The 14,161-nt window shown below is 30.4% G+C and carries 13 protein-coding genes and 1 pseudogene; 11 read left to right on the forward strand and 3 right to left on the reverse strand.

What is annotated here, in order from left to right; genetic code table 11:
• The first annotated feature begins 583 nt into the window (after positions 1-583).
• The 9 genes and pseudogenes from ACKTS5_RS04660 to ACKTS5_RS04700 all read left to right on the forward strand — a co-directional run bounded on the left by ACKTS5_RS04660 (position 584) and on the right by ACKTS5_RS04700 (position 8,381).
• On the forward strand, positions 584-1,138 hold the full coding sequence (locus tag ACKTS5_RS04660; RefSeq protein WP_408042683.1) for a hypothetical protein: 555 nt from the start codon (positions 584-586) through the stop codon (positions 1,136-1,138).
• 2,389 nt (positions 1,139-3,527) lie between these two features.
• Entirely contained in the window at positions 3,528-3,707 is a 180-nt protein-coding gene (locus ACKTS5_RS04665; RefSeq protein ID WP_408042684.1) for a hypothetical protein, read from the forward strand.
• Between the two features lie 601 nt (positions 3,708-4,308).
• Positions 4,309-4,974, forward strand: a complete 666-nt coding sequence (locus ACKTS5_RS04670; protein WP_408042685.1) for a hypothetical protein — start codon at positions 4,309-4,311, stop codon at positions 4,972-4,974.
• 462 nt (positions 4,975-5,436) lie between these two features.
• Entirely contained in the window at positions 5,437-5,679 is a 243-nt protein-coding gene (locus ACKTS5_RS04675) for a LysM peptidoglycan-binding domain-containing protein (RefSeq protein ID WP_408042686.1), read from the forward strand.
• An 81-nt stretch (positions 5,680-5,760) separates the two neighbouring features.
• Positions 5,761-6,312: a hypothetical protein gene (locus ACKTS5_RS04680; RefSeq protein ID WP_408042687.1), complete on the forward strand. Its 552-nt coding sequence runs from the start codon at positions 5,761-5,763 to the stop codon at positions 6,310-6,312.
• A 59-nt stretch (positions 6,313-6,371) separates the two neighbouring features.
• Positions 6,372-6,782, forward strand: coding sequence for a hypothetical protein (locus ACKTS5_RS04685; protein WP_408042688.1), 411 nt, complete (start codon positions 6,372-6,374; stop codon positions 6,780-6,782).
• 283 nt (positions 6,783-7,065) lie between these two features.
• Positions 7,066-7,431: pseudogene (locus tag ACKTS5_RS04690) on the forward strand (RHS repeat domain-containing protein); the annotation flags it as partial.
• Positions 7,400-7,894, forward strand: coding sequence for a hypothetical protein (locus tag ACKTS5_RS04695; protein WP_408042689.1), 495 nt, complete (start codon positions 7,400-7,402; stop codon positions 7,892-7,894). The pseudogene ACKTS5_RS04690 and the gene ACKTS5_RS04695, both read left to right, overlap by 32 nt.
• Positions 7,895-7,967: 73 nt before the next feature.
• Positions 7,968-8,381 (forward strand): hypothetical protein, encoded by a 414-nt coding sequence (locus tag ACKTS5_RS04700; RefSeq protein WP_408042690.1) that lies wholly within the window; start codon positions 7,968-7,970, stop codon positions 8,379-8,381.
• 105 nt (positions 8,382-8,486) lie between these two features.
• Here ACKTS5_RS04700 and ACKTS5_RS04705 read toward each other — a convergent pair whose 3' ends face one another.
• The 3 genes from ACKTS5_RS04705 to ACKTS5_RS04715 form a co-directional block, all read right to left on the reverse strand.
• Positions 8,487-8,891, reverse strand: coding sequence for a hypothetical protein (locus ACKTS5_RS04705; RefSeq protein WP_408042691.1), 405 nt, complete (start codon positions 8,889-8,891; stop codon positions 8,487-8,489).
• Positions 8,892-8,953: 62 nt separating this feature from the next.
• Positions 8,954-9,232, reverse strand: coding sequence for a hypothetical protein (locus ACKTS5_RS04710; RefSeq protein ID WP_408042692.1), 279 nt, complete (start codon positions 9,230-9,232; stop codon positions 8,954-8,956).
• A 25-nt stretch (positions 9,233-9,257) separates the two neighbouring features.
• Positions 9,258-9,407, reverse strand: coding sequence for a hypothetical protein (locus tag ACKTS5_RS04715; RefSeq protein WP_408042693.1), 150 nt, complete (start codon positions 9,405-9,407; stop codon positions 9,258-9,260).
• A gap of 2,457 nt (positions 9,408-11,864) precedes the next feature.
• Between ACKTS5_RS04715 and ACKTS5_RS04720 the strand changes: the two genes are divergently transcribed.
• Both ACKTS5_RS04720 and ACKTS5_RS04725 read left to right on the forward strand, forming a co-directional pair.
• A complete protein-coding gene (locus ACKTS5_RS04720) occupies positions 11,865-11,999 on the forward strand; it encodes a hypothetical protein (RefSeq protein WP_408042694.1) in 135 nt (44 codons plus the stop codon).
• Positions 12,000-13,270: 1,271 nt separating this feature from the next.
• A complete protein-coding gene (locus ACKTS5_RS04725) occupies positions 13,271-13,621 on the forward strand; it encodes a hypothetical protein (RefSeq protein ID WP_408042695.1) in 351 nt (116 codons plus the stop codon).
• The last annotated feature ends 540 nt before the right edge of the window (positions 13,622-14,161 follow it).

A 14,161-nucleotide genomic window follows, 5' to 3' on the forward strand; every position in this document is an offset into this window, starting at 1 on the left:
CATTATTTTCTATTTTTTTTACTGTTTAATCATTTTTTATTCTCTTTTATCCTATCTGTTTTCGAAGGTTTTAAACTTTGATGTTTTCTATTGAGAATATGGTGTAACTGAATCTTTCTTATGGTTACTCGTTCTAAATTTTTGGCTTTCTGTTTTGATTGCTGTTTCTGTAATTGTTGGTTTCTATTATCAGATAAGTTAAGTAACATTGTTACATCCCCAATCAAATACGAACCGTCTTTTAATAATAATTTCCTTAGGACATTTAAGGTGAATGGATAGGAACGGCGATAATCTCCTCTCGAATATAGGTACTATTAGCATTTAGAAAATATAGATTTTGACTCTTATCTTTTACAAGTTGACAGAATAAGGGTAATTGAAGAAAAAGAAGTAAGATATGTAACCAACAGAATAAGAGCTCAGATTGACACAACAGTTGAAAAAGATCCTCTTCGTTAGGTGTATTAAAATATTCCGCTTAGTGTAAATCCATTTAGACTTAAACCCAACAAGGATGCAAAAACATATTACTTTTAGCGTAATTAAAAAAGGGTATAAATATTATAGAAAGAATTAAATTATGAATAGATTTAGTTTATTGTTAATTGTAATTTTATTTAGTTGTAAATCTAGCTTTGTAAAAAAAAATGAATATCAAAATGATAATTGTAAATTGATTTCTAAGGACTTTGGCGTTGATGAGAATACATTTAAATATTTTAAAAATGAACTATCCTCTTTCTTAAAGGAAAATCGCAATTTAGATATCTTAAAAATATTTTATAGTGGTGGTAATAAAAAAAGTCATAAGCTTATAAGATGGTCTATAGATAACGATAAAAAAATGACAACGCTTGAAATAGAGGGAGAAAATAGTAGAACTTTTACAACATCAGATTATGGCCTAAGTGAATTTGAAAAAAAAGTATTTACTATTGAGAATAAGAGAATAATGCAGATATGTCCGTATGATATTAGTAATGATACATATGTTTTACTTATAAAAAGTAAAGGCATATATAAATTTAAGTACATATCTAATTCATCTAATTATAGTTCACTGAATAACATAGAGAAAAAGAAAATTCTGGGCGTTATTGACCTTATTAATTATTTAGAAAAAATGAATAAATAAAATGTTACGAATTAGGAGTGTAATAGGGGGTAGAATGACTTATTAGTAAATTAATATTAGAAGTATTATAAACCATAATAGCTATAATAATGCAGCTTCGTATTAAGAATAACAAAATCCGAATTTGTGGGTTTTTCTTATCTGAATAAGTCCTTATAAGTCTTACAGATTAAAAGATACCCTAATCCCTCTAGAATTCTTGCTAGTGGCGGTAATGAATAAGTGATTAGAAATTAGGTTTTAAAAGTAATATAAGATAAGGTCACATCAGAGATGTTGTGGTTCTGTTGTTTTTAAGAAAGTTTCTCGTTTTTAAAGCTAAAGATAATGGAGGTTTTTCTATAAAAGTTTCTGTGGCTGAAGGGCAGGCTATAAAAACATCAGGATTTAATGCGGGGGCATTTACAATAAAAGGAGGTATGTATGATAATTAGCATAGTGAACTTAAAATTAGTAGATACTATAAACAAGAAACTACCAAAACCGTTGTACCTTGCGTTGCAATTTTTAGTTTTTTTGGTAATGGGAGTTTTGATAGCAATGGAAGCGATTTTCACCATATAATCCCCTAAATTAAATGATAAATCCATTGAGATTTCAGATTTAGTAGATCCGGGTGATGATAATGGAACTGGTGGAGAACATAGTGTAAATGTATATCAATTAAAAAATAACATAATGAATAACCTTTTTAAAGTAACTACTATAATTTTTTCTTTATTACTTCTTGTCTTACTTACTATATCATGGTACAATTTAGATTCTTTAGTATTTGGGAAATATAGAGGTAAGTCTGAAATGGCAATACTTGCTTATTCTTTAACTTTCAGTATTTCTATTGTTGTTTTATATAAATTACTTAAAGTTTATATAAATGATTGGGACAAGTAGAATGGATGAATAAGCTGAAGTTATAAAAGTTAGATAGCTTGGATTTTTAATCAGAGATTTAGATAAGTATTAAACAATGTTATATTTAATTATGTAGCTTTGTTTTAATATTTTAAGAATATGCTTTTTTAGCTTTATAGTCTCATATCAAAGCATCAATATGGTACTAGTATATCAACGTAATTGATAGTGCTAGTTTTTAACTAGTACTGAGCAAGTGTAAGCAATTAGAAATTGAATTTTAAAGTAATAAAGATGAAACCACTGCAGTACTGTTGTGGTTTTGTTTGTTTTATAACTTGTATTACTTAACAAGAATGAAAGTACTTTTAAACATTATAATTTTTATTTTGTCTTCGATACAAAACGAAACAAAAAATCATGTTCAAACAAGGAAATTACTGCGTACCGCTCGTTTTCGAAATTCCATGCTTTTATACTATCGCACCGCAATTCCATTTCTTCACTCGCTATTTCTTAGTTTGCACAAATACTTGTCTTCATAAGGCTACAAGCTGAAGATATATCTGTTCCTGTTAGGAATTCTTTCTGATGGTAATGACTAAAGAAATAGGAATTAATTTAAGAAATAATAAAGATGAAACCAATGCAGTACTGTTGTAGTTTGGTTTGTATCATAACTTGTATTGCTTAACAATAAAAGTACTTTTAATTACTCTAATTTTCATTTTGTCTTAGATACAAAACGAAACAAAAAATCAAGTTCAAACAAGGAAATTACTGCGTACCGCTCGTTTTCGAGATTCCATGCTCTTGTGCTATCGCACCGCAATTCCATTTCTTCACGCGCTATTTCTTAGTTTGCACAAATACTTGCCTTCATAAGGCTACAAGCTGAAGATATATCTGTTCCTGTTAGGAATTCTTTCTGATGGTAATGACTAAAGAAATAGGAATTAATTTAAGAAATAATAAAGATGAAACCAACGCAGTACTGTTGTAGTTTTGTTTGTATCATAACTTGTATTGCTTAACAATAAAAGTACTTTTAATTACTCTAATTTTCATTTTGTCTTCGATACAAAACGAAACAAAAAATCAAGTCCAAACAAGGAAATTACTGCGTACCGCTCGTTTTCGAAATTCCATGCTCTTGTGCTACCGCACCGCAATTTCATTTCTTCACGCGCTATTTTTTAGTTTGCACAAATGCTTACCTTCATAAACCTAAACGCCGAAGATATGTCTGCTCTCTCTAGAATCCTTTCTAGTGGCTAATTATTCAAAAGAATGAAGATAAAACCACAGGAGAGCTGTTGAGGCTTCGTATTTTTTAAGAAAGTTTCTCGTTTTTAAAGCTGGAAGATAAACAACAATATTTCCTTTGTTTTTGAAAACTATGTGTATTTTTACTTGAAAATTGCTGCAACTAGAGGAGTTGATTCAAATAAAAGAATTGCTGTGGTTATTCAATAAAATGTGGGAAAACTAGTTTAGGTTGTTGGTTGGATAAAGTAATTACTATCCGTCCTTGGGAATGCTACGATGCAGAAGTTTGGGTATAATGGGGAATGAGTTAAATGAAGAACTAGATATCCAATGGCATGACTACGTCGCTTGTAATTATGATGCTGCTATAGGTGGATGGATGAATGTGGACCCGTTAGCTGAAGAAATGCGTGTGTATTCGAAAACTAAATCCGGTTTGTTTTATTGATCCTGATAGAAATATTGTCTTTACTTCTAGTGGTAGTATGTTGCGAACTGGAGAACAATTAGTAGATTAAGTTACAGCTAAAAGTGGGGTAACGACTTTTATTATTCTTGATCGAACTTATGAGAAAGGGAATATTTATGTGGATAATGGAACGGTCGTAGAGACATTGAGTCTAGTCTCTGTAACTCAAAGAATATTGAAGGTTGATAAAAACGGTATAATACTGATAATACTCATCTGTAAACACTACTAAATGTGATTGTGTATCAGATTGTCTTGGAAACATCCTCGGAGTTAATCAAATATGGATTAATAATAATCAAGTAGAAACCATTCTAGAAAATGATGATTATGTAGCTACGAGTATTGAAGTTATAGCTGAAATTACTGAGTTCAAGAATTGGAAGGGCAATGTTGTTCATTCAGCCGTTAGAAATTCAATGGAATTTATGATGATAATGCAGGAGTTAATACTACTAAAAAAGGTAGGTCTGTAGAAGTAGTATATAGAGGGGGGAACAGAGGGAAGCGTTCGAACTAATGTTGGAAATGGGTTCAAAGGAAATATTAATTTCTTTTTTTTAAAATTAATGATAGTGTTTTGGATAATAAGAAAATTAATAGTTTTGGAACTGAGAAAAATGGTGTACGAAAAATTACTGATAAAAAACAAATACTAAAATTTTTAAGGATGACCAAAATGATTAGATTTATAGTTTTAAGTTTTATGGTTCTTTTTTCATGTTCAGACGAAAAGAATTTTTTCGAAGTATCAGAATTTAAAAGTTCGATATTCAAAAGTATAGATAATGATAAACATTATAAAATTGACTTTACCGGAGCTAATAATCAAGTTTTACAACCAACTGATTTTTTAAAGTTTTCTGATAAAGATAAAATATTAATGATCGAAGAATTACTAAGTTTTGAAGGAGATTCAAGAATTAGCTCTAGCCCTTTTTCAAGTTATAATAATTTAAGTTCTCAGATTTATACTGGAAAATCTAAAAAGCACTCTGTTCAAGTAGAGTCCTTATTTTTGATTAATAAAATTTTCTTTGAGAAACCATTTAACTATTCTTCTATGCCTGTATTATTAGATAATAATACTAAAGAAGAATATACAGTTGATGAGGAATCAATTTCTCAAGTTTTTTTAGCTTATAAGAAATGGTTATCCAAAGTTAAGGAGATCGGTTTTGATTCTGCTCGAAGAAAAAATCTAGATCCATTAGAGAATACTAATTTTTCTTGGTGGGGGAGTTAAATTTTTTTAAGTCAGGTATATAGACATTTAGTTTTAGTGTGATGGTAATGAGTTAAAGGAATTTTAAATAGACAACGCTACTATTAAAGCCATTTATAATGGCGAGAAGTAAAGTTAAAAGTAATAAAGATGAATCCACTGTAGTACTGTTGTGGTTTTGTTTGTTTTTAAGAAAGTTTTCATTTCTAAAGCTAGAAGATAAACAACAATGTTTCCTTTGTTCATTGAAAACTATGTGTATTTTTACTTGAAAATTGCCGGAACTGGAGGAGTTGCTTCAAATAAAAGAATTGCTGAGGTCATTCAATAAAATGAGGAAAAACCAGATTAGGTAGTTGATGAGATAAAGTAATTACTATACCTTTGGACTCAGATACAAAGTATACAATAATGTAACGAATTCATTAGGTAATAGTGATGCTCAGAAGTTTGAGGCTAATGGAAAAGAGTTAAACGAAGAACTTGGCATACAATGGCACGACTTCGGGGCTAGGAATTATGATGCTGCTTTATGGTAGATGGATGAATCTTGATCCTCTTGCTGAATCGATGCGTATGCATTCGACATATAACTATGCATTTAATAATCCGATTTATTTTATTGATCCTGATGGAATGGCACCAGTTGGACCGGATGCCCCAACAACTCATCAGGTGAAGAAAGGAGAAACATTAACTAAAATATCGAAACAATACGGTTTTTAAATAACTGACTTATAAGTGCTTAGTTGTGTAGAAGATGTGAGCAAAATATTCGCAGGACAAACTTTGAAAGTAAATCCTGAAATGGACTTTACAGATAATCTTCATGGTGGTTATCGAAATAAGAACAATAATGTAGGTGTTAAGGTTAAACCAGACTATTTAGTTGAGATAGGAGCAGATTTTGTTTTTGGGGAAGGACATGAAAATAGTGTAATAGTTGGTGGAGGTGCCTTGAATAGTGTTCAAAATTGGAAACCAATCAAAGATAAAGTTACGCAAGGTTTGTTGAATAATATATCCGATGGGAAAGCATCCTCAGGGGAAACATTTGTGAGTAGTTATTCTCCAGGTAACATAAAAAAATGGGCGAAAGATAATTGGAATAAACCAGGAAACTGGATTTTACCCGTCCATGTTCTTGGAAGTATTGCTATTACTGTCAGAGTTAATGGAGATGGGGAATCTTTTACTGTTTCTGTTTATGACAGTAAAACTATGTCATCTTTCTCCGACAATAATTTAGGTAGTGATTCAAATAAGGAGCGAGGAGATGGAAATAAAGCTATGACTACTACTTATCAAAGATATATTTGGACAGAGAAACTTCCTCGTAAAGGTTATTATGAATTTTAAGGTAAACTTTACCGCTTGTTATTGGATAAAGAATAGAGATAATTACAGAATTTATGAATATGAAAAAATATTTAACACTAATAATTTTAATGTTTGCTATTTCATGTGGATGGAATGATAGTCAATGGAATGTTATACAAAAAATAGATGAAAAATTTAAGATATTAAAAGACCCTAATGACGAACGAGCTGGTTTTCGCTTAGTTTCTATGGGTATACACGATAGTAGTTATAATCCATTAATAGATAATTGTACAATTGTCTATTATAATTCTAATTATATCTATGTTAAATCTTTGAATTTCAATAGAACTTCTATATTTACTAAAATAAAAAGAGATGATTCAATTAATTTATCTTCTACATCGGAAGGTATTGAGGCTATTTCTGAGCAAATATTTAACAAACAGGTTTTAAATTGTGAAGAATGTTTAAAAATTGACTTATCAGAAAGCGTTTTGAGTAAGTAAATAGAAATTAAATTATTAAAATAATGGAGATAAAGCCACGACGAGAGTTGTGGTTTTGTTTGTTTTTAGGAAAGTTCTCATTTCTAAAGCTAGAAGATAAACAACAATGTTTCCTTTGTTCTTTGAAAACTTTGTGTATTTATACTTAAAAATTGCTGGAACTAGAGGAGTTACTCCAAATAGAAGAATTGCTGCGGTCACTCAATATAATGATGAAAACCAGGTTAGGTTGTTGATGAGATAAAGTAATTACTATACCTTTGGACTCAGATACCAAGTATACAATAATGTAACGAATTCATTAGGTAATAGTGTTGCTCTGAAGTTTGAGGCTAATGGGAAAGAGTTAAACGAAGAATTAGGCATAGAAGGGTATGACTTCGGTGCTAGAAATTATGACCCAGCTCTTGGTAGATGGATGAATGTTGACCCTCTTGCTGAACAAATGCGCAGGCATCCGCCGTATAACTATGCGTTTAATAATTCTATTAGGTTTATAGAACCTAATGGGATGGCTCCCGAAGCTTGGAGAGATAAAAACGGAAAAGAATTAACCGCCGAGCAAAGAAAGATTGTAAAAGTCTATATTTTCTATGACCCTAAAGAAAACGGTAAAGATGGGGGCAAAGCAAGCAATGGCTCAATATGATGATGCTTTTGAACAGTATGGAGAGGGAGCAGTTGCTTTAATTGATGCGAATACGGAGGCTGAATTTTCTCAAGATTGGGGAGATATTGATGGCAGTCCAGAACAAATTGTAATTGATGCACACGGTAGTAATCAAGCTCTAGATCTAGATTCTGAAAACGGCGAATATATAGTCTCTACAGGTAATGGAAAAACGAATGTTTCGGGAACATCAGGAACAAATGTTTCAGATTTACCAACTCCTAAAGGAAATTTAGAAAACACAACTCTGTGTTTAAATACGTGTAATTCAAATAACCCTAGTCAAAACCCTATGAAAGGTTCAAAAGAAACTTTAGCTTTAGGCTTTAGTAAAACGAGCGTAGGAACACTGAGAGGGAGTAATAGGAAAGCTAATATTAGTGAGACGACGGGTAAAGCTACTATTCCATTATATCAAGCACTTAAAGGTGGAGTTTGGTAATTCTTTAAAAATGGAAAACAAGTACAGCGTAAAACTAATATCAAATATCCTACAGGGGCAAAATTATAAAACTATGAAAATTAATAAATTAATAATTTTAATAATATGTTGTGTTATGTTTAGTTGTAATAAAGACACAGAAGTTAGTTTTGAGTTTGTAAAAAGTATTGATATCAAAGAAAACTTTGACTATCCTCCTAAACTAATACATAAAAAAGAACAACTAATTCATATTTTTACTCAGAAACATAAACCATTCTATAAGCTAAAAGACTACATAAATTATGAGGCTTTTGATTTTGAGAATTTTGATTACCTATTAGTTTTTAATAATGAATTATTGAAGATTGAAATAGCAGAAGACGAATGTGGTTATTTAAGTAAAACTCCTGTAAAAGCTATTTATAGTGAGGGTAATAAAGAGAATAGTTATATTTATGTTTATAAGATTTTTGATAAAAATAAATATAGAGATTTATGCCCATAGCATAAATAATCACTCTTCGAAATGGTGATATATTATGTTTAAACACAAAAGCCTTGCGAAATGTAGGGCTTTATGTTTTTATGTTTGTGTTTGCTGGTTTGGTTGTTACTTCTGTTTCTTGTGAGTATTGGTATGCGGTTTAAGAGATTTTATGCTCTTTTGTTTTCTTTTTAAAATGTGTCGTAATTGCATTTTTCGTAGCCTGGCTCTATCTATATTTTTAGCTCTTAGCTGTTCCAGTTTTTTGCTTAGTTCCTTGTTACGTTCTTGTGCCAAACAAAAGAGCAATCCTATATCTCCAATCATGTACCGACTATCTTTGAGATACAGCTCTGTGAGTAGTCCTAGAATAAATAAACTGGTTCTGTGTAGTAATATGATTGCTCCTTTACCTATGGTAGTATCTCCGCTTTGATAATCTCGCATCATAAATATTTTGCCTTTTGCAGATTTTGCACGAAACTGCTTGTACAAAGTCTCAAAATCTCTCCCCCTCCAAATATCAATCATATTAAATATTCATTAAAAAGTAATAGACAATTTATAATATTGCGTATAGCTTTTAAAAGAATTTAAATTGTGCAATTTTCTTTTGGAGAAATTGGTGTAATGACTATAAAATAAAGGGTGAAAAGAAGTTGCTTTTTGAAAATCATATCAATGATTTGCTGTAATAATCCTGTTTTATAGAATATTGCAAATACTACCATAAAGCCTAGCATCCATAAAATTTGCCTAAAGTTTTTGGCATCGGTTCTGTCCTTTTCATGTGGGTGTCCGCATTCGGGGCAATTTTCAGCACTAGAGTTAATTTGTTTTTGACAAACTTCACAGGTAATTAATCTCGCCATAAATTAAAGAGTTGCAATATTTTTGTTAAAGAAATCTTTGAACTTTGTTTAGCATACTATCAATAATACGAAATACAGCTTTTTTACCTTCATCTTCGAGCTGTTGAATTAAATTGATGCGTTCAGATTCGGATTTATCTACAATGGTAATTTCTTCGTGTACTTCTTCGCTCATGTGTATGAGCTGGTCAATGGTAATCCGAAAATACTTAGCCAGTTTGTAACTAGTGGCGAGTATGAGTAAGTAATTAGAAATTGAATTTTATAGTAATGAAGATGAAACCATTGCAGTACTGTTGTGGTTTTGTTTGTTTTTAGGAAAGTTCTCATTTCTAAAGCTAGAAGATAAACAACAATGTTTCCTTTGTTCTTTGCAAACTATATGTATTTTTACTTGAAAATTACTGGAACTAGAGGAGTTGATTCAAATAGAAGAATTGCTGCGGTTATTCATTAATACAAGAATAAAAAATAGATTGCGATTGTTGATTAGATGTAGTAATTATGATTATTTATGGTGTTGAGCATTAAAAAGATGGCTCATTAATGAAGAAGATGAAAACACCCTCAAACTCTCATGGAGACAGAAAGGCTGTTGGTCCAACTTCATTCCAAGATTTATTTAAAGCATTTAAAACGGAAATAATTTTTTAATGGAGGGAAAAAATAATTTTACGGAGTTAATAAAAGGAAATTACACATTATTAAATGTATTAATAAAGTTCGTAATCTTATTAATAGCTTATTTTATTTCAGAGTATATCATTCAAATTTTTAAGTTAAAAGTTACTCAAAAACAGTTTGTTATTGCAGTTTTTGCTCTATACTTAGTCGTTAATCTGCTACTATCATGGATATAGCAACCTTGCACGGCTAGTGCTCGTTTACTCCTGCTATCGCAAGATTTACTTCCCCCGTTCGTCCTAGTATAACAACGTAACGGCTAGTGCTAATCTGTGACTAATACCGAGTATGAGTAAGCAATACAGAAATTAAATTTCAAAAATATTAGAGATAAAGTAATTCCTATCGGTCCTTGGGAATGCTAGGATGCAGAAGTTTGGGTATAATGGAAAAGAACTTAATGAAGAACTTGGATTAAAATGGCATGACTTCGGTGCTAGCAATTATAATGCTGCTTTAGGTAGATAGGTGAACGTTGATCTGACTGCTGATGTTTTGGGAACTTCTTAACAGTATGTTTATGCTTTAAATATACCAATATCCTAATTTTCCTAGCAGAAAGTAGTAACCAAGCATTGATAACTGATTTTTTTATACAATGAGAGAATTAAGAATGACAGTAACGGTAAAAGAATAGAAATGAAATATTTAATAAATATAATTGTAGTATTAGTAAATGTTGTTTTGTATTTTGCTTTACAAATAATAGGTACTTTTATTCATTTTTTTAGTTTTGGTTCCGGGGGAAGCGCAGATAAATATCTTTTAGTAGTATCTATTTTTATGATATTAATTCAATTGATTTTGTTGATTTGGTTCGCAACCAAAGTAAAGTTTATTAAAAATAACAGAATCTTATTATTTATTCTTTGTTTAACCCCAGTCATTATGAGGCTATGGGGTTATTAAATTATAGCTGTTCATCCGATGGTACATAGATGTCGGAGTATGGCCCCTGTTAGAATCCTTGCTAGTGATGGTTAGGAGTATACAAGTAAAGAATATATTGTAAAAACATCCAAGATAAAACCACAGCAGGGATGTTGTGATTTTGATTGTATCATAACTTGTATTGTTTAACAAGAATAAAAGTACTTTTAATTACTATAATTTTCATTTTGTCTTCGATACAAAACGAAACAAAAAATCAAGTCCAAACAAGGAAATTACTGCGTACCACTAGTTTTCGAAATTCCATGCTCTTGTGCTATCGAACCACATTTCCATTTCTTCACGCGCTATTTCTTAGTTTGCACAGATGCTTACCGTCATAAGCTTACAAAACGAAGATATATCTGCTCCTGCTAAAAATCCTTTCTGGTGATAATGACTAAAGAAATAGGAATTAATTAAAAAAATAATATAAGATAACCACAGCAAGGATATTGTGGTTTTGTTTGTTTTATAACTTGTATTACTTAACAAGAATGAAAGTACTTTTAAATACTATTATTTTCATTTTGTCTTCGATACAAAACGAAACAAAAAATCAAGTCCAAACAAGGAAATTACTGCGCACCGCTCGTTTTCGAAATTCTATGCTCTTGTGCTATCGCACCGCAATTTCATTTCTTCACTCGCTATTTCTTAGTTTGCACAAATACTTACCTTCATAAACCTAAACGCCGAAGATATGTCTGCTCTCTCTAGAATCCTTTCTAGTGGCTAATTATTCAAAAGAATGAAGATAACCCCACAGTAGAGCTGTTGTGATTTTGTAGCTGTTAATAAGTCTCGCTTTAAGTGAAAAAGAGTACGAACCAATAAGAAGAGAATGTATTAAGAAGATTAACAGGAATACAACCTTAGTTCTTTGAAAACTTTGTGTATTTTTACTTAAAAATTGCTGGAACTGGAGGAGTTACTTCAAATAAAAGAATTGCTGAGGTCATTCAATAAAATGAGGAAATTAACATATCAAAATAGTTGAAAATAAAATGTAAGGGGTATGTTTTTTAATAAGAATGGTATCTTCAAATCTGAAGAATCTGGATTATTAAAAGATTTTGATAAAACTGTAGTAAAAGTCGATATGATAGGAATAAGTAAAGAAGAAGCAGACAAAGTGTTTCCTAAAAATTAAATATGTTTAAAACAAAAAAATAAAGACTATGAAAATAGTAAATAATAAGGCAATTAAATTGACATTATCAATATCTCTAATTATAGCATCCATAGGAAATCTGATCCTTAGGCTAGCTTCAGGTCATCACATAAATACGAAAGATTTTGAAGGTATAAAATTAATAGGTGTTATTACGTTTTTTTTTCTTTCAGGTGTTTTATTGTTTTTTTTTAACAGAAATAGTAGTTCATTTATTAGATATTTGAATATTCTTTTTCTTTCTTTATCTGTAATTAGCTTGCTGTACATTCTTTATGAATTAACAAAGATTAAATTAGATTTATTTTCAGCACTCTTTCCAATTTTATTTTTAATAATAATTTTGTTTTTATCTGTAGTTATGTTAGTCAATATAGTAAGGATAAATAAAAGGTATTGAACCAAAATAGGTTATGATAATGTAAGTCACATAAAAGCTGCTACGGACAAAATTAGAAGGGTACTTATTATTTTATTCGAATGAAAATTAGATTTGCAATGTCTCGGAATAGTAGCCTTTTAAAACACCTTAGAGTAGGTGTTTCGGTATTGTTTATCTTAGAATAAAAAAGGGTTATTGGGTGATTTCAAAAGAATATTACGATAATGCCCACAAAAAATAGTTGAATATCAAAAAGGAATAGATGATAAAAAAAAAAGTAAGAAAAAGAAAAAAACTAATCATGCTCTTATTGTTTCTAGCTTATGGAGTTTATACATGTGTGGAAGAAAAGCGTTTTACGCTTCAAGATTTTATAGTTAGTCTTTTAACATCAATATTAGTCTACATTATTTTTATCTGGGGTTATGATAACAAGGCAAGCTAGTTAATCAGTGCTGTCTGTGAGTAATGAGAAAGCCACTGATAAATATATAATTAGCAGGTTATTTACCCGGAAAAATGCCGGAATTGGAGAAGTTACTTTATTAGAAGAATTTCTGTGGTAATTCAATAAAATGAAGATAAAAAAGAGGTTATGATAGTTGATAAGGTATTGTAATTACTATACCTTTGGACTCAGACACAAAGTATACAATACTGTAACGAATTGATTAGGTAATAGTGCTGCTTAGAAGTTTGGGTATACTAGAAAAGGGCTAAACGAAGAGTTAGGTATACTATGGCACGAATTCGTAGCTAGAAATTATGATGCTGCTTTGGTTAGATGGAATAAATTTGAGAAACCAATTTTAATACAAAAAAAAGTGAAAATTAAATATCACTTCATTGATTAATGAATTAGATAGAAATGATGGATTCAAAAGAAGTTTTTTATAAAGTTATACTAGATTATTATGTTGGTAAAACTAAAGCCAATAATGTTCAAAATTATTTGAATGAATTAGCTGAGTATCTAAGTTTATATTTTTTTAAGCAGTATAAAGAATATAGGAGACTATATCCTAAATCAAAAAAAAGATACTCCACCTTTAATACTAAAGACTTAGAGAACCCATTAACTCACGACTTAATAATTAATTTTTTTAAAGAGAGATTCAATGAAAATTATAGGAATTATAGCTCAAAAATATTAGGTATTAATAATGATGAGTTTTTGAAATATGAAAAGAATAGAAATGATTTTTATGACATGTGGTAGCCTAGCTCTGATGGCACATAGAATGTCAGGCCTACCGCTAGAATCCTTTCTAGTGGCGGTTATGAGTAAGCAATTGAGAATTGAATTTTGAAAATAACAAGAACAAAGCCACTGCAGAACTGTTGAGGTTTTGTTTGTTTTATAACTTGTATTGCTTAACAAAAAAAGTTCGTTTAAATACTATTATTTTCATTTTGTCTTAGATACAAAACGAAACAAAAAATCAAGTCCAAACAAGGAAATTACTGCGTACCGCTCGTTTTCGAGATTCCATGCTCTTGTGCTACCGCACCGCAATTTCATTTCTTCACTCGCTATTTTTTAGTTTGCACAAAAGTCTACAAGTTGAAAGTATATCCGTTCCAGCTAGTATCCTTTCTAGTAGTCTCTTTGACTAAGAAAATAGGAATTAATTTAAGAAATAGTATAAGATAAACCCACAGTAGAACTGTTGTGATTTTGTAGCTGTTAATAAGTCTCGCTTTAAGTGAAAAAGAGTACGAACCAATAAGAAGAGAATGTATCAAGAAGATTAACAGG

It is taken from the genome of Tenacibaculum litopenaei, from assembly GCF_964514025.1.
GTDB classification, from domain to species: Bacteria; Bacteroidota; Bacteroidia; order Flavobacteriales; family Flavobacteriaceae; genus Polaribacter; species Polaribacter litopenaei.